The following is an 18,011-nucleotide window of genomic DNA, read 5'->3' as shown; positions in this document are numbered from 1 at the left end:
CACACTATGGATATCAAACGTACCGTCCTGTGGGTTGTTTTCTCGATGTCGCTGTTGATCCTTTGGGACAACTGGATGCGTCATAACGGCAAACAATCATTTTTATTCCCTTCGCCAGCAACGCAACAGAACAAGAACGCTAGTGCCAGTGCTTCGGCATCTGCCACTGCTGCTGCGGCGGCTGCCAATACCGCAGCACCTGGCGCTGCGGCAAGTAGCGCGGGTGCCATTGCCGGTGCGGATACTGCGGCCAAGCACGAAGTCTTTACCGTGACCACTGATGTGTTCAAGGCAGACATCGATAGTCTGGGCGGTGAGCTGAAGCGTCTGGAACTTTTGCAATACAAAGAAACCGTCCACCGCGAACACTGGTATGACGCTTTCCTTGAACTGGCGGGCAAAAAAGAAGTACCGGTTGCGACTAATAATATTGTGCTGTTCACTGAAACAGCGCAGCGTACCTATCTGGCGCAGACAGGTTTGCTCGGTGGCGCGTTCCCTAACCATAAAACTAATTTCGTCGCAAAACCAGGCCCACGTAGCCTGGACGGCGGCAATCAGGTGCAACTGGTACTCGAATCAGAATTGAACGGCGTCAAACTGACCAAGACCTACACCTTCAAAAAGGGTGACTATGTGATTGATGTCAAACATGACGTGACCAATAACACGGCCACCGCCATTACGCCATCGCTGTACCTGCAATTGATACATGACGGTACCAAGCCTCAGGGCGGCGGTATGCTGAGTGGTTCGACTGAGTTTTACGCACCAGCGGTGTACACCGATGATGCGCACTTCCAGAAACTCGATTTCGAAAAAATCGAAAAAGGTTCAGACAGTCACGCGACGAAATCCGACAATGGCTGGGTCTCCGTGATTCAGCATTTCTTTGTCTCCGCTTTCATTCCGCAAGACAAAACAGCACGTGAGATTTTCACGAAAAAGGTCGATACCAATTTGTATGCAGTCGGCAACATCTTGTCCATGGGCAGTATTGCGCCAGGTGCGACAACAAGTCTGAACGCCCGTCTGTATTCAGGTCCGCAAGAATCAGACAAGTTAGAAAAAATTGCCCCTGGCCTGGATCTGGTTAAAGATTACTGGTACTTCGCGATCATCGCTAAGCCAATGTTTGCCTTGATGGAACTGATTCATAAGTTACTGGGTAACTGGGGCTGGACGATCATCGTATTCACACTCACGATCAAACTCGCACTGTTCCCACTGTCTGCTGCCGGTTATCGCAGTATGGCCAAGATGAAAGTAGTCACGCCAAAAATGACCGCAGTACGCGAACGCTATAAAAACGATCCGCAAAAAATGAATCAGGCCATGATGGAATTGTATAAAACCGAGAAAATCAATCCGCTCGGTGGCTGCTTCCCCGTCTTGATCCAGATGCCGATTTTCTTGTCCCTGTACTGGGTATTACAAGCCAGCGTTGAGATGCGCGGTGCACCATGGATGGGCTGGATTACCGATCTGACGGCACCTGATCCCTGGTTTATCCTGCCAGTGATTTATGCAATTTCGATGTTCATCACAACCAAGTTAAATCCGGCACCTGCCGATCCTATGCAAGCCAAGATGATGATGTTCATGCCGTTGATGTTCTCGGTCATGTTCTTCTTCTTCCCGTCGGGACTGGTGCTGTACTGGGTCGTGAACAACATCTTGTCGATCGCACAGCAGTGGGTGATCAATAACAAGTTGATTCCGCCAGAACACAAGGTGGCTGCGAAGTAAGCATGTTGTCGCTGCAGATATTAGCAGCGACATCAGCAATAAGATAAGCAAGAAGATGCGCCATAACACGCAGCAAACTAAGTTTTAAAAAGCCCATGCAGATCATGGGCTTTTTTTTCGACGCGGTTAGACTGCGCTGTTTATGTAGCATTTGAGTCACAAGCCTGACAATTTTTCTGCGCCATTTGTGTGCAGGGTTAGAATTTCATCATGAATCAACACAGTACATCGCTTAGCAGCTACGACAACACACCGATCACCGCGATTGCAACGGCGCCCGGGCGCGGTGGTATTGGGGTAGTCCGTATTTCCGGCAAGGATTTATCACCTATCGTCAGCGCCTTGTTTGCCAGCGTATTAAAGAACAAGCTGTTAACGCCGCGTCATGCGACGTATCTGCCATTTACACAAGCGGATGGCAGCGTGATTGATCAAGGTATTGTGATTTATTTCAAAGGACCGCATTCCTACACCGGTGAAGATGTACTGGAGCTGCAAGGACATGGCGGCCCGGTGGTGATGCAAATGTTGCTAACGCGTTGCCTCGAAGCCGGTAAAGACGCGGGATTGCGGCTGGCGCAACCGGGCGAATTTACGCAACGCGCTTTTCTGAACGACAAACTCGATCTGGCGCAGGCGGAAGCTGTCTCTGATCTGATCGAGGCATCGACTGAGGCCGCGGCAAAATCCGCATCGCAGTCCTTGTCCGGTGTGTTCTCCAAAGTGATTCATGCACTGGTTGAAAAAGTCGTTCACCTGCGCATGCTGGTTGAAGCGACGCTCGATTTTCCGGAAGAAGAAATCGATTTTTTAGAAAAATCAGACGCGCGTGGTCAGCTCACGACAATACAGGCAGCGCTGCAAGCCGTGTTTCAGCAGGCCGCGCAGGGAGCCTTATTGCGTGAAGGGTTGAACGTGGTGCTCGCCGGACAACCGAACGTCGGCAAGTCGTCTTTGCTGAATGCGCTGGCCGGTGACGACGTCGCCATCGTCACGCCGATCGCAGGAACAACCCGCGATAAAGTGACTGAAACCATCCATATCGAAGGTATTCCGCTGAATATCATTGATACCGCTGGTATCCGCCATGACGATGACGAGCTGCATCCGGACGAACATCGCAGCACCATCGATACCGTTGAGCGCATTGGTATTGAGCGCACCTGGGCCGAGGTAAGTAAGGCCGATGTGATCCTGCATTTGCTTGATGCCAGCCGCGGACCGACGCGGGCTGATGAGGGCATCGTCGCCCGGTTTCCCGATGAGGTACCGGTCATCCGTATCTGGAACAAAATTGATTTGTCCGGCCATCACGCCAGTGTCGATGAAATGGATGACGCCACTCATGTGTATCTGTCAGCGCAAGACCATCTCGGGATTGACCTGCTACGTAAAGAATTACTCCGCATCGCAGGCTGGCAGCAGACCGGCGAATCGCTCTACCTGGCACGCGAACGTCATCTTATTGCTCTGAAACAAGCGCATGAACATTTACAAAATGCCGCCGACTACGCGGCACAAAACGATCAGTCCCTCGATCTCTTTGCCGAAGAGCTGCGCCTGACACAAGACCGCCTGAACAGCATTACTGGGGAGTTCACCTCCGATGACTTGCTCGGTGTGATTTTTTCTCGCTTTTGTATCGGCAAATAGAACGTATGTATTCTGGCTTGATCCGGCGCTGTAGTGTTTCCTGCGATTGCCGTATCAACATCTTCACGTGAACTTCTAGAAATCTCCTGCCCGAGCGCATCACGTTGCAGGTAATGTCATGTTTTGCATCTGGTGTTGCATCTCGATTACCGGTTTATAAAAACTTCCTCAATACAATCCGCAATATTGGCGCGGGTTTTCAGGCAAAAAGGCTTGGAAACCCGCGCCAATATTGCGGATTGATCTAGCAGAGTATCTTTATTCCTGCAGCTTGCTTAATAATTATTTATTGCATAAAACATATTACTTGTTGATAATGTATTTCAATAATTCTAACTTTACGGAAAGCCGATTGCTGTTTCTGTTCATCCGGTGTTTTGTTCCGTTTCTTCGTACGACCAACAAGGAGTGAAGATGAGCTTACGCTGGATGAGATTTGGAATTGCAATGACCCCTGCGTTGTCGTTGGTGTCAGTGGTGTCCATGGTGTCTATGGCGTCATTAATGTCGCTGACGACGTCAGCGTTCGCACAGAGTATTACGGGGGATGATGCTGATGCCGTGAGTAGTCGTAATTATCAGGCCGATATTCGCCGCACCAGTCTGGGCGTACCGCACATCAAGGCGGCGAGTTGGGGAGATCTTGGTTATGGGTATGGTTATGCGCAGGCTGAAGACAATCTTTGCACGATGGCGGATGCCTTTTTAACGTATCGTGGCGAACGTTCTAAATATCTTGGTGCCGAGGCGATTCCGGTAGCGGCATCGACATTGGAGTTGGCGCGGAATCTGGACTCGGATTTTTTCCACAAACATGTAATTACCAGCGATGTGCTGAACACCATGATCAGCGCGCAGCCGCAAGATTTACGCAATATGGTGCAAGGTTTTGCCGCAGGCTATAACCGCTATCTACGCACGCTAAGAACCAGCAGCAATACTGCCCACAGCGCCTGTCGTTATGCGGATTGGGTGCAGCCGATTCGTCCCAGCGATGTGTATCGCCGCATGTATGCAGCGAATCTGGCGGGCGGTTATAGCAATTTTGTGAATAGCATTGCGAGCGCAGTGCCTCCCGATGCCGCTAGCAAAACCGTCGCAGTTCTGCCCTTCGATCCTGAACAGACGATCACGCCGCAAATGCAGGTCGGCGGTACTCAGGGCGTAGGCAGCAATATGATTGCCTATGGCAGCGCGTCTGTGACAACGAATAGTCCCCTGTTGTTCGGTAATCCGCACTGGTACTGGCGTGGCGGCGACCGGTTTTATCAGGCGCAATTAACGATACCGGGTCAGTTGAATGTCAGCGGTGCCTCCTTTCTCGGCGTGCCCGTGATATTGATCGGCTTTAACGACAATGTCGCCTGGACGCATACCGTGTCGACCGCGCGTCGCTTTGGCATTTACGAATTGACGCTGGCGAACGGCGATACCACCAGTTATATCAAAGACGGTAAAAAAGTACGCATGACAGCGAACACCATCTCGGTCAGCGTCAGGCAGGCCGATGGTCGCATTGGCGTAGTCAGGCGCACCTTGTACCGCAGTGAATACGGACCGCTCCTGAATCTGGGTTTGCTGAATCCGGCACTAACCTGGAACCCGGCGACGGCGTTTGCAATCCGCGATATCAACGCAACGAACTATCACAGCTTCCGTAACTGGATGCGCTGGAATCAGGCGCAATCGCTGGATGACTTTATCCGTATCCAGAAAGAAGAGCTCGCGACACCGTGGGTCAATACTACCGCGATTGGCCGGGGCTCCAGCAAGGCATGGTATGCGGACATGGGAGCAGTGCCGAACGTGAGCAATGCCCAGGCTGCGAGCTGCACGACGCCGACTGGACAGGCGCTGGCAGCCTATTTGCCCCGCGTACCTTTTCTCGACGGTGCCCGCAGCACTTGTGACTGGAAAACCGATGCCGACTCCGCACAACGAGGCGCGTTCGGTGTCGCCAGATTGCCTAGCCTGCTGCGCAACGATTATGTCGCCAACATGAACGACAGCTACTGGAGTACCAATCCCAAATCTCCGTTGACAGGCTTTGCCGACATCATCGGCAGCGCCGGGACGGAGTCACTCAGCATGCGCACACGGCTTGGCCACACGATGGCGCAAGGCAGACTTGATGGTATTGACGCTTATACGGGCAATAAAGCCAGCGTCGATATTGTCAAACAAATGGTACTCAACAGTCGCGTGCTGACCGCCGAATTATTCAAGGCCCAAGTCTTGCCCCTGATTTGTGCGACATCCAGCGTCACGATTAGCGCAGATCCTGAAACCGGTGAGAGCCTGCCATCAACTGCCGTCAGCTTGAGCAGCGCCTGTGCCGCTTTATCCGCCTGGGACAACACCGGCAATCCCGGTGCGCGTGGCGCACACGTCTGGGACGAGTTCTGGCGACGTGCCTCTTTACTGCCAGAGGCGCAGTTGTACAAAGTCCAGTTCAATCCAGCCGATCCCATTCACACACCCCGTGATATCAATCCTGTGAATGCGCAGGTCTTACAACAAGCCTTTGGCGCTGCTGTGTTGCGCATACAGAACAGCGGTTACGCGATGAATGCTGTGCGTGGTGATACGCTGTTTGTGACCCGCAATCAACGCAAGATAGGTTTATTTGGTGGCTGTGAAAATGCAGGCTACTTCACTGTTGCCTGTTCTGAAAACCGTCTGGATCAAGGCGGCTATAACATGGACGGGAACCCCAATGGCAACAGCTATATGCAGGTGGTGTCTTTCACCGGTAGCGGGGTCGATGCATATACTTTTCTCACTTTCTCTTTATCCGACGATCCTGCCTCGGTCCGGTCCGCTAACTATACGGACCGCTATGCGGCGAAAAACTGGCTGAAGCTGCCTTTCAGCGAAAGTGATATTCGTCTTGATGCCGGATATAGCAACACCACAATTCGCGAGTGGTAGCGGCAATCGGCTAAGACTCAGTAGTCTCCACGTAGTCGGCACGGCGCAATGATGCTAAGCTTGAATATTATGCATAGCAGCATTGCCCGAATACCCAAACTCTATGTGCCAGCTACTAGGAATGAATTGCAATACCCCGACCGACATCGTGTTCAGCTTCACGGGGTTTGCCACACGCGGTGGTCGCACCGATGAACACAAAGATGGCTGGGGCATCGCCTTTTTTGAAGGCAATGGCGTGCGCCATTTTGTTGATCATCAGGCTGCTGTCGCGTCACCGATCGCCGAGCTGATCAAACGTTATCCGATCAAGTCTAAAAATGTCATCTCTCATATCCGCAAAGCGACCCAGGGCCAGGTGACGCTGGAAAATTGCCATCCCTTTGTGCGTGAATGCTGGGGGCGTTATTGGGTATTTGCGCATAACGGCGACCTAAAAAATTTTGCACCCGTACTCGATGGCGCATATCGCCCTGTCGGCACTACCGATAGCGAACAGGCGTTTTGCTATGTGCTGCAAGAGATGCGTCGCCGGTTTGGCGACACCTTGCCTTCAATGACCGAGCTGACTCATTTTCTCCGTATCATTACGACTGAGATTGCGCAGTACGGCACCTTCAACATGATGCTGTCAAACGGCGAGGCACTGTTTGTGCATTGCTCAACCAAGTTACATTACATCGTCAGAAAATATCCCTTTGCCACCGCCAGTCTGTCGGATGAAGAGGTCGCCGTGGATTTTTCTGAGGTCACGACACCGCAAGACCGCGTTGCGGTCATCGTCACGGAGCCACTGACCAATAACGAGACCTGGACGCAGTTTGCGCCGGGCGAACTCCGGGTTTTTGTCGACGGTGATGTCGCCTCGGCTTATTAGTTTTACTCTTAATCTCACTATTGATCCCATCAGATCCCATCATGAGTCACCGCCCCAGCGATCATCTTGACACCAATTTACTGCGCGTACTTCATACCTTGCTGACCGAGCGCAGTGTCACACGCACGGCGATGAAATTGGGGCAGTCACAACCCGCGATCAGTAATATGCTCAAGCGTTTGCGCGAGATCACTGGTGACGCGATTCTGGTGCGCGGTAAAAATGGTATGACGGCAACCGAGCGAGGTGAGGAGTTATTGCTGCTTGCAAAACAGGGTCTCAGTGTTTTAGAGAGTATCGCGCATCCGGCACCGAGTTTTGTCCCGGCACAAACGCAACGAGTGTTTCATCTGGGAGCGCCGGATTATCTGAGTGTCTTGCTGATCCCTCTCATCATGGAGAAAATCCGCGGTCAGGCACCGCATGCAGGATTGGTGATTCACTCACTTAATGCCGGATTTGATTACGCGTCGGCATTAGAAACCGGCGAGCTGGATTGTGTGATCGGTAACTGGCCGGAACAGCCGCCGCACCTGCATCTCGCGCATTTATTTGAAGATGAGCTGGTCTGCATGGTCAATCATCAGCATCCGATCGTGAAAAAAGGACTATCCCTTAAATACTATCTGGAGATGCCACATCTGGCACCGACGCCCTACATGATGGGGCATCGCAGCATCATCGACAGCGCTCTGGCAGAGCAGGGTTTAAAGCGCCATATTCAAATGACGATTCCGTATTTCGGCATGGTGCCGGACGTGCTGGCGCGCACCGATTTGATCTTCACTACGAGTCGCAGTTTTGCCATGCATTTTGTCGGTCAATATCCGATTGCGGTATTGCCGATGCCAGTTGAGATGCCAAAAATGCGCTTCTTCATGCTCTGGCATGAGCGTTCGCATGCCGCGACCGAAGTGCAGTGGCTGCGTCGGATTGTCGCAGATGCATCGCGGGAAGCGATGGGGGCGACCTCTGTAGCATCTGCGGCATCCGCCTAAGCCGTCGTGATCGTTGGGCGCTGATGCGTAGTCGCTCTGTGGTGATAAGTCGGGAGTAGTCCGGCAGCCACTTATTTTTTCTCCTGTCTCGCAGGCGAGACAGGAGAGGATAAGATAAGGAACCGAGGGTCAGGGTGGTCGATTTGTAGTGATAACCGGACGTCTTCAAACGGGATCAGGTCAGTTCTTGGCGTCACTGACCTGCACTGATCCGACCGTCGTTTACAAACTAACCGCCAATTCTGCCCCTTCTTTAATCGCCCGCTTCGCATCGAGTTCAGACGCCAGTGCCGCGCCGCCAATTTTATGAAAGCGCGGTCCTTGCTCAGCGACGTTATCGGGCATCAGCTCTGTCAGTGACTCTTGTCCTGCGCACAGGATAACGTTGTCAACCTCGAGCAGGCGCGCCTCGCCGCCAACCGTGATATGCAGACCCTGATCGTCGATTTTGACGTACTCAACGCCCGCCATCATTTCGACGCCATTACGTTGCAAAGTTGCGCGATGTACCCAGCCTGAGGTTTTGCCCAGGCCTGCACCTACCTTGCTAGCTTTGCGCTGTAGCAGATAAATCTGGCGGTACGGATGTGCCGGTTCTGGTGCGATCAGTCCGCCATTGCTTTGTGCTTGCGGATCGACACCCCATTCGGCGAACCAGTGTGGTAGAGAGACAGGTAAGGCGACGGCGGGGTCGTGCAATAAGTATTCGCCAACGTCAAAGCCGATACCGCCTGCGCCGATGATAGCAACGCGTTTACCTACGGGTTTTTTGTGGATGAGGACGTCGATGTAGGACAGGACCTTGGGATGATTGACGCCGTCGAGTGTTGGCGTGCGCGGTATGATGCCAGTGGCGACGATGATGTCGTCGAAACCTTGTGTCAGTAATTGTTCACGGCTGACGCGCTGATTCAACTGGAGCTTGACGCCAGTCGAGGCGATTTTTTTACCGAAGTAGCGCAGTGTTTCAGCGAATTCCTCTTTACCTGGGATTTGCATGGCGATTTTAAATTGACCGCCGATGCTGTCGCTGCTATCGAACAGGGTCACGTCGTGTCCGCATTCGGCGGCAACGGTGGCGGCAGACAAGCCTGCAGGGCCCGCACCGATGACGGCAACGCGTTTGCGTTTCGTCGTTTTGATGTAGCGTAATTCAGTCTCGTGTCCGGCGCGTGGATTGACCAGGCAGGAGGCGCGTTTATTCGAGAAGGTGTGATCGAGGCAAGCCTGATTGCAGGCGATGCAGGTGTTGATCTCATCGGCGCGGCCAGCAGCGGCTTTATTGACGAATTCCGGGTCGGCCAAAAACGGTCGTGCCATGGAGACCATGTCGGCATCGCCACGCGCAATGATGGCTTCGCCCTGATCTGGCATATTGATGCGGTTAGATGCGACGACCGGAATCGATACGGCTTTTTTCAAGCGGCCTGCAACGCTGGCAAATGCGGCGCGAGGCACCGACGTGACAATCGTTGGTACGCGTGCTTCGTGCCAGCCGATGCCGGTATTGAGGATCGTGACACCGGCTTGCTCCAGCGCTTGTGCGACTTCGACCACTTCTTGCCAGCTATTGCCACCCTCGACCAGATCAAGAATCGAGTGGCGGTACATGATGATGAAATTGCTGCCAACAGCAGCGCGTACCCGACGCACGATCTCGACCGGCAAACGCATACGGTTTTCAATGCTGCCACCCCAGCGATCCTTGCGCAGATTAGTACGTGTGCATAGAAATTGATTGAGCAGATAGCCTTCGCTGCCCATGATTTCTACGCCGTCATAGCCGGATTTTTGGGCCAGCCGGGCGCAGCGCACATACGAGCGTATGGTGCTTTCTATGCCGCTTTCGGTCAGTGCTTTGGGCTGAAACATCGAAATGGGTGATTTCTTTGCCGAAGCTGATACCACGAAAGGCTGATAACCATAGCGACCTGAATGCAAGATTTGCATCACGATCTTGCCGCCTTCTTCATGCACGGCGCGGGTGACTTTTTTGTGGTTCCAGATATCGCCCAGGCTATTCATCGTGCCGCCAAAGGGCAGCAGCCAGCCGCGCCGGTTGGGCGAAATACCGCCGGTGACAATCAGGCCAGCACCACCGCGCGCTCTTTCACGAAAATATTCAGCGAGTTTAGGATAATTATAAAATCGGTCCTCCAGTCCTGTATGCATTGATCCCATGATGGTGCGGTTGCGCAGAGTGGTGAAGCCGAGATCCAGCGGGGCGAGTAGCTTGGGGTAGTGTTGGTTTGGCATCATATCGCTCAGAGTGGTTGTGTGGGGCAAGAATACACAAGAGCGGCTGACTGTGGATAGCTTGTGGATAGGTTGCGCACTCTAATACGACAGTCGCTGCCGAATTGATGTCTGTTTTATCGCCTTATTTCTCTCTTGTTGCCAGAGATTTTCATATACTCCCCTATTATTTGAACAAAATAGGCCTTTATCCGCAACGCTTATAAGGGTATTTAAAAAATACTCTCCTTGAGTATATATTTTGATAAATAGTTGATGCCTTATTGCAGCGGTTGATACCGTGCGGCCTGAGTCTTCACCGTTTGCGTCGCGTACAGAAATAAAAAAACGCCACGAGGGTGGCGTTTTTCTGTGTGCATCGCAGCAGAGCTGTTTATCTGGTCAATTGGTCGCCAGACAAGCCTGCATCGGCCGGCAGATTTACTCTGTTGTGCTGGCAGATTTTGCTTTAGGTGCAGTTGCTGTTTCAGTTTTTGGTTCTGTTGTTGTTTTAGCTACAACCGTTTTTGGTGTTGCAAACCAAGCGAATTCTTCACCGCCGATTTGTTCGCCAGCAGCACGTGCCTGCGCCAGTTCAGCAACGACTTCAGCACGGGTTTTGGTTGATGTTGGTGTAGTGTCAGCAGCAAAAGCGGCGCCAGTTGTCAAAGCGATCAGGCTAGCAGCAGCAAAAATTTGTTTAGCGTTCATGGTCATTCTCCAGAAAATGAATAATAAAGGGCGGTTTGGCCGGCGTCCGCATCAGGTATTCAATTTGCATGAGAAGTGAGATGCCATCACTTCCGATGCCAACTGCAATACGCCCTCGGATTCGGCATCGATGGGCTGTTTATGTTGCACTGCACACCGATGAACGCAGTGTAGGCTTTTCGGATTGAACAAAAAAGGTGGTAATCAGGAATATACTATTGCTGAATATGGAATAATAAAGGGCTTGAAATATGGACAGACTGCAATCCATGCGGATCTTTTCTAAGGTCGTCGAGCAAGGGAGCTTCGCCAGAGCGGCGATTGCGATGGAAATGTCGAATGCCGTGGTGACCCGCTACATGGCGGATCTGGAGACACATCTGGGTACGCGGCTGCTGAACCGGACGACCCGCAAGCTGTCTCTGACCGAGACGGGACAGATTTATCTGGAGCGTGTGCGGCAAATTCTGGCCGACATTGACGATGCCGATGCCGTTGCCTCGTATTCTGCAAAAAAGCCTAGCGGTACTTTGCGCATCTATTCGCACCCGAGTTTTGGCCGAAGCCAGCTAGCGCCGCTTATTCCCAAATTTGCCAAAGAATTTCCCGACATCATTCTCGACGTGCGTGTTACCGATAGAAATATCGATCTGGTCGAGGAGGGGATTGATGTAGGATTTTTTCTCGATCTGCAAAAAATCGACAGCAGCATGATCGCCCGCAAACTAGTGACGTCCGAAGTGCTGCTATGTGCCTCACCGGATTACATTAAAAAATATGGCGCACCTAAAAATGCCGAAGATGTCTCGAACCATAAATGCCTGAATTTTGGTTATGATTTTATGCGCGATAACTGGGCAATCCAGGGCGTTCGTGGTCAGCCAGCCTCGCCCAAGCATATCCCGATTCATAGCTGCGTCATCTCCAATAACGCGGATATTCTCAGAGAGTGTGCAATTGCAGGCATGGGTTTGGTATTGCGCCCGTCAGTCATGCTTGGCGACGATCTCAGCAGCGGGCGTCTGGTGCGCTTATTTCCGGAGTATCTTTTGGGCGAAGTTGCGATTTCCATGGTTTACCCAAGCCGCCGTTTGCTGTCGGCCAAAGTAAGAAATTTCGTGAACTTTATTTCTGCAAATTATCCGCATCCCGATGTGGATGCTTGGCTGGCTAAAGCGTCGGCATGACTAAAAACGACACCGGTGTATCAGTTTGAGTGCCGCCCCCGGCGTGTCTTCTTTGAAGATGCACAAATTATTTATTTCAATCGGCGCAGCGATATTGAAATGATGTTCGGCAGCATTCTGCAAGCGCTCAACGGTCTCCGCCTCTGTCTGTGCAAGGGAGTCGCTCAACGTCATGTGAAAGCGATAGGCTTCTTCAGTGTAAGGATAGCCCCAGCGTAGCAACAACTCTTCATGCCGATGACTTAAGCGCGATTGCCGGCGACGCTGTAATTCAGCATCCGTCATCGCCGCGCGCAGTGGATCAACGTGTACGACGCAGGCTTGCGCCAGCGCAGCGATATCATCCTGTTGTTCGTCCACCTGAATCGCTAAAAAATCTCCCAGCATATGTAGACGAGGATGCGCAACGGTGATCGCGCCAGCATGCTTGCATAATAGCGCGAGCTGAGCGAACAGATCCTTTTCGCTTGCTCCGGCAGCGAGCCGGAATGGCGCTTTCATCGTAGCGTGAAATCCATACCGCCGTGCGCTGGCAGTGAGTTCACTGAGTCGATGAGGAGGAATCTGATTTATTTCCGGCTGCGCGAGTGTAGTGCCTGTTTCCACATCCCGGCCCAGCCAGGAATTGCCGGCCCTGAACCAGGGCGACTGTTGTTCAGGGCTGAAATACACAGCATAACGGGAAGTTAATTCGGTAGTCATTGGCGCATGCTATGCTTTTGAGCAAAATATTTATATACAAATAGGACTGACGCAATATGCTCCCAGCTTAGCGCTGACATGTTGCCGGAATGGTTTTGTTTCAGCCCCATAGAATTAATCTGAGAACAAACCTGAGCTTGCATTCGGCGGCAAGGCTGGCTTTAGCTTTTTACAAGCTGATCTGTACCCGCGTAAATCGATGACCAGAACAATATGATACACACCATACGCAACGCCAGGATCGTTACTGTCAACGATGAATTTTTAGGTCAGATGTCCTACGAGGATGGCTATATCCATGACGTCGCCTCAGATCATCAGGGGCTGACGGGCACTGACTGGGGCGGCGATTATCTCTTACCCGGTCTGGTAGAGATTCATACTGATAACCTCGAAAAACATCTGATGCCGCGACCCAAAGTCAGCTGGCCGATTTTGCCTGCAATCGCTGCACATGACGCGCAGATCGCGGCGTCCGGCATCACGACTGTGCTCGATGCGATCGCTGTCGGTGATATTGATACTGACAGTATGCGGATGAAAACACTGCATGCCAGTATCGCCGGACTACGCACCGCTGCCGACGCAGGCATGTTACGTGCGGATCATTTTTTACATTTACGACTGGAATTGGCTGAGCCTGATTTGATTTCCCTGTTCAGTCCATTTTTAAAAGATGATCGTCTAAAGCTGGTGTCATTGATGGACCATACGCCAGGTCAGCGCCAGTGGACAGATATGCATCATTACCGTGTCTACGTCACAGGTAAGCGTGGCTGGAGTAATGAAAAGGTCGACGGTATGCTCGATCATTTACTAGAGCGGCAACAAACAAACGCAGCGACAAACCGGCGCGAGGTCGTACGCCTCTGCCGCGAGTCCACGCATCCCATACCTCTGGCAACGCATGACGACACCACGATAGAGCACGTCACCGAGGGTATCGAAGAAGGCGTCACCATGTCGGAATTCCCCACCACCATGGATGCCGCCAGAGCAGCACATCAGTACAAACTAAAAATCATCATGGGCGCACCCAACGTCGTCCGTGGTGGCTCGCATTCAGGCAACGTATCCGCTTTAGAGCTGGCCAAGCACGGTTTACTCGATGTTTTATCGTCAGATTACGTCCCCGCCAGCCTGCTACACGCCGCATTTCTACTGCAAAGCCAAGGATTTTCGTTATCAAGAGCCATTGCCACAGTAGCAAGTAATCCAGCGACCTTATTGGGCTTACGTGATCGTGGTGATATTGCAAACGGTTTAAGAGCCGATTTTATCCGTGTGAGATTGATTGAGAACTTCCCGGTGATTTTGGGCGTGTGGAGGGCTGGGCGGCAGATTGCTTGAGTGCATTATTGATGAAAAAGAGGTTTCAGTTTTTCACCGGGCGGCACATTAAATTGTAACGATTGAGTATTAATAATTGCACCAATTTTGTGCAAAAAATATGAATTTTCTATTTCCTCATGCCTATTTTAATCAATCAATTGGACTATTGAGCATGAAGAGAAATTTCTTTTTGTAAAGGCATTTAATCTGATGAAAATGAATATTTTGCATTCGCTCGTCTGGTGAAATTAAATTCAATTTATCCATAGAAATAAAAATTTAGTTTTGTTTATATCCATTAAATTTGTATGTAAGTTAATTTTTTTGCATTGCACAAAAAGAATGCAGATGCTTTAAATCAGGCAATATTTGACTTTTTATCTTGTTGTTTTTTGGTTGTATGGAAATCAAGCGTACATTGACAGTCATATTGAGGAAATGGTTCCATGCTGTATCAAGTTTTTTTGATACACAAATTTTCATGTGTTGTAAAAAACCTTGGGACCATTTGCAAATCTTTACACAACAAAGAATCTGCGTTTGATAGATCAATCTCCACACCTTTTCAGGGAGTTAAGCAATGACAAAAGAAAAAATTCTGTCTCGATCAGTCAGAATGATATTCGCGAGCGGCGTAGCAGCAGGTATGGGCTTTGCGGCTCAGCCAGCATTCTCACAAGAGGCAGCCCCACAACGCGTTGAAATTACTGGTTCATCAATTAAACGTATCGCTGTCGAAGGTGCTTTGCCAGTTCAAACACTTTCAAAAGCGCAAATTGAACAAAGCGGCGCAACGACAGTTGCTGACTTAGTTGCCTCATTGCCTTCTATGCAAGGTTTTGTAACGGCGTCAACATCGATTAACGGTGGTGGTGGTGGTGTGCAAACGGCCTCTATCCATGCGATCGGTACTAGCTACACACTCGTGCTGTTGAACGGTCATCGGATTGCCCCTTACAGCACAGGTTCAGCAGTTAATCTGGCAAGTATTCCGCTGTCAGCTGTTGAGCGCGTTGAGATCCTGACTGACGGCGCATCCGCTTTGTACGGATCAGATGCTATTGCCGGTGTTGTCAACTTCATTCTGAAGAAAAATCAACAAGATTTGAACTTGGAAGTTACTTACAGCACACCTGAGACCTCAGCTAAAGGAGCAACATCCAATGTTGCAATTTCTAAAGGCTTTGGCGATCTGGAAAAAGACGGTTACAACGTTTTACTGGCATACAGCCATGATGAACAAACTGAGTTAGATGCGAGCGATCGCGCGTTTAGTGCGAATGGCGGCGTTCAACAATTCATGAACAACGGTCAGCAATACTCGTTGTATCAAACTAGTAGTAATTCGATTCCAGCCAACGTTACGGTAAAAGGTTCTGGTTTTTCGAAATCGTTTAACCCCGCATTCGTTACGACTGGCGCATGTCCAGCACCAAATACATTCAACGTCGGTAACTCCTGTCGTTATAACTTTGCTAGCACCGTTGAAGCTTTGCCTCAGCTGAAGCGTGATGGTTTCTTGGGTTTATTGAATTACAAAATAAACGATAGCACCAGTTTTTATGCAGAAGCTTTGTACTCCAAGTTCACAAGTACAGCACGCTTTGCTCCACCAGCACAACCGTTGGGCGTAGACATCAACAGCTCGTTATACAAGAACTTCATCGTTCCAGCGATTGTTAAACTCGGTGTAGATCCTACAAAAGTGACTTCATCAACGATGAACCTTCGTTTAGTTGACGCTGGTGGCCGTACTGATGGATGGGAAACTAGCGCGAAACACGTTGTTCTTGGCTTAGAGGGCAATCTGAAAGGTGTTGACTACAATCTGTCATACACGCATTCAGAAAACAAGTCGGTAGATAATGCAGTCGCAGGTTACACCAGCGGTGATAAATTAGATGCTTTGTTTGCGTCTGGTGCATACAATCCGTTTATCGCGCCGACAGCGGCTACTAAAGCAGCACTTGCTCCAGCAGTGTTGCATCAGGTTTTGGACGAAACTGTTTCGAAGCTTGATGTATTGAGTGCGCGCGGATCGATGGAACTGTTCAAAGCACCAGGTGGTGTTTCTCAATTGGGTTTTGGTGCGGATTTCTCTAAGCAGAACTATGCGGATAGCCCAAGTGCGATTGCTCAAGGCCCCAACAGCCTGCAACCAAACTGGACAGATACGAACGTCGGTGGTGGCACTGGCGCGTTGCCTTTTGACACATCACGCAATAGCTGGGGTGCTTTCGGCGAATTGTTAGTTCCAGTAATCAAAAATCTGGATGTAACAGCTGCTGTTCGTTACGATAGCTATGATGCAGCTAAAAACAGCAAAAACTTTGATACAGCAGGTAATTTGATTGCACCTGCAACACAAGGTAACAAAGCGAGCTCATCCACATATAAATTAGCAGTTGCCTATCGCCCGGTAGATGAAGTGTTATTACGTGGTTCTTACGGTACAGGTTTCAAAGCACCGTCTTTGTCCAATATCACTAGCCCATTGTCTAACGGAGGCTCTTCTAACTTCCATCCTTGCCCAATTACTTCAGGTCCTTTGCTGCCATTGTGTAATGGTACAGCCGAATACGGTCTGTTGACAGGTGGCAATCCATTTACTGGTGATGCTGGCCTGAAACCTGAAAAATCGACACAATCTACGATAGGTTTCCGCGTCGAACCGACGAAGAGCTTGTCTATTGGTTTCGATTTGTGGGATGTTAAGCTGAAAGATCAGATCGCCACTTTGCCTGAAAGTTTGGTATTTGATAATCCTAAAACTTATGCTGGATTGTTCTCTTCTTACTACGATCCTATCCAGAAGCAAAACGTTTTAGTGGCAGCTTTGACTCCTTTCAACATTGCTAGTTCGCACTATCAAGGTATTGACTGGGATCATACATTCACGACAGCGACTTCATTTGGTAAAGTTGCTTTGAACTGGACTGGTACCTACATGCTCAAAGCAGAGCAAGCTGTTCCAGGTTCTGATGTTGAGAAGAGCGTTGGTCGTTTTGATGCGTACAATAATGTGGTATTCCGTGTGATTTCTAAACTTGCAGCGACTTGGAAACCATCCGCGACATACACGCACACATTAACTGCGAATTATCATTCTGGTTACCACGATGCGCCAATTACAGCTGATGATGGTGCTGTTCGTAAAGTCAATGCTGATGGTACATTAGGTGATTACGTGGATTCAGTACGTGATGTTAAGTCTTACACAGTGTTCGACTGGCAGACAAAAGCGAGACTGACCAAAAGCTTCACTTTAACTGGCGGTATCAAGAATCTGTTTAATGTAGACCCACCATTCTCACAACGTATTAACGGCGGTGGTAACCAACTCGGTTACGATGGTCGTTATACAGATCCTTTGGGACGTCAATTCTACTTAGTTGGTAACTATAAGTTCTAATAAGTACTGCTAAAGTACCTACCCGAACAAAAAACGCTCAGAGAAATCTGAGCGTTTTTTTGTTATGGCCTCATTCGCTAAATTTATCCCTGCTTTGTACACATCAATAAAAATTAAGAAAGATGGATAAATAAAATATATTTTTGCACCACATTAAAGCGAAAATATTTTCATTGTGTTTTTGTATTTAATTTTTATATAAATCTAATTAGTTAACGTATAAA

Annotated in this window: 11 protein-coding genes; 8 read left to right on the top strand and 3 right to left on the bottom strand. The window is 50.1% G+C overall.

The features are described 5' to 3' along the window. The first annotated feature begins 6 nt into the window (after positions 1-6). The 5 genes from yidC to ACO0K3_RS11135 all read left to right on the top strand — a co-directional run bounded on the left by yidC (position 7) and on the right by ACO0K3_RS11135 (position 8,208). The gene (yidC, locus tag ACO0K3_RS11155) at positions 7-1,749 is read left to right on the top strand and encodes a membrane protein insertase YidC (protein WP_422984567.1); all 1,743 of its coding nucleotides are present in this window, start codon (positions 7-9) and stop codon (positions 1,747-1,749) included. Positions 1,750-1,959: 210 nt separating this feature from the next. Continuing rightward, positions 1,960-3,402 (top strand): tRNA uridine-5-carboxymethylaminomethyl(34) synthesis GTPase MnmE, encoded by a 1,443-nt coding sequence (gene mnmE / locus ACO0K3_RS11150; protein ID WP_422984565.1) that lies wholly within the window; start codon positions 1,960-1,962, stop codon positions 3,400-3,402. A 414-nt stretch (positions 3,403-3,816) separates the two neighbouring features. Next, complete coding sequence (locus tag ACO0K3_RS11145; protein ID WP_422984563.1) at positions 3,817-6,333, top strand: penicillin acylase family protein; 2,517 nt, start codon at positions 3,817-3,819, stop codon at positions 6,331-6,333. Positions 6,334-6,436: 103 nt separating this feature from the next. Next, positions 6,437-7,210: a class II glutamine amidotransferase gene (locus ACO0K3_RS11140; RefSeq protein ID WP_422984561.1), complete on the top strand. Its 774-nt coding sequence runs from the start codon at positions 6,437-6,439 to the stop codon at positions 7,208-7,210. Positions 7,211-7,251: 41 nt separating this feature from the next. Further along, positions 7,252-8,208 carry a LysR family transcriptional regulator gene (locus ACO0K3_RS11135; RefSeq protein ID WP_422984559.1) on the top strand — a complete coding sequence of 319 codons (957 nt, stop codon included), beginning with the start codon at positions 7,252-7,254 and terminating at the stop codon, positions 8,206-8,208. A 222-nt stretch (positions 8,209-8,430) separates the two neighbouring features. On the opposite strand, the gene ACO0K3_RS11130 is transcribed toward ACO0K3_RS11135, so the two are convergent. Together ACO0K3_RS11130 and ACO0K3_RS11125 are read right to left on the bottom strand one after the other, a co-directional pair. Beyond that, positions 8,431-10,464: an FAD-dependent oxidoreductase gene (locus ACO0K3_RS11130; protein ID WP_422984849.1), complete on the bottom strand. Its 2,034-nt coding sequence runs from the start codon at positions 10,462-10,464 to the stop codon at positions 8,431-8,433. A 420-nt stretch (positions 10,465-10,884) separates the two neighbouring features. Next, entirely contained in the window at positions 10,885-11,154 is a 270-nt protein-coding gene (locus ACO0K3_RS11125; protein ID WP_422958987.1) for a DUF4148 domain-containing protein, read from the bottom strand. 251 nt (positions 11,155-11,405) lie between these two features. Between ACO0K3_RS11125 and ACO0K3_RS11120 the strand changes: the two genes are divergently transcribed. Next, complete coding sequence (locus ACO0K3_RS11120) at positions 11,406-12,341, top strand: LysR family transcriptional regulator (protein ID WP_422984557.1); 936 nt, start codon at positions 11,406-11,408, stop codon at positions 12,339-12,341. Here the strand turns inward: ACO0K3_RS11120 and ACO0K3_RS11115 are convergent, their stop codons facing one another. Further along, a complete protein-coding gene (locus ACO0K3_RS11115; RefSeq protein WP_422984555.1) occupies positions 12,342-13,043 on the bottom strand; it encodes a DUF1045 domain-containing protein in 702 nt (233 codons plus the stop codon). A 213-nt stretch (positions 13,044-13,256) separates the two neighbouring features. Here ACO0K3_RS11115 and ACO0K3_RS11110 point away from each other — a divergent pair, with 213 nt between their 5' ends. Both ACO0K3_RS11110 and ACO0K3_RS11105 read left to right on the top strand, forming a co-directional pair. Continuing rightward, complete coding sequence (locus tag ACO0K3_RS11110) at positions 13,257-14,393, top strand: alpha-D-ribose 1-methylphosphonate 5-triphosphate diphosphatase (RefSeq protein WP_422984553.1); 1,137 nt, start codon at positions 13,257-13,259, stop codon at positions 14,391-14,393. Positions 14,394-14,955: 562 nt separating this feature from the next. Continuing rightward, positions 14,956-17,787 carry a TonB-dependent receptor domain-containing protein gene (locus ACO0K3_RS11105; protein WP_422984551.1) on the top strand — a complete coding sequence of 944 codons (2,832 nt, stop codon included), beginning with the start codon at positions 14,956-14,958 and terminating at the stop codon, positions 17,785-17,787. Positions 17,788-18,011: the final 224 nt, after the last annotated feature.

Origin of the sequence: Undibacterium sp. Rencai35W (genome assembly GCF_049340185.1) — a bacterium.
In the GTDB taxonomy this organism is placed as follows: domain Bacteria; phylum Pseudomonadota; class Gammaproteobacteria; order Burkholderiales; family Burkholderiaceae_D; genus Undibacterium.
The sequence above is the reverse complement of the archived record's forward strand: the minus strand, read 5'-3'. Positions and strand labels throughout refer to the sequence as shown.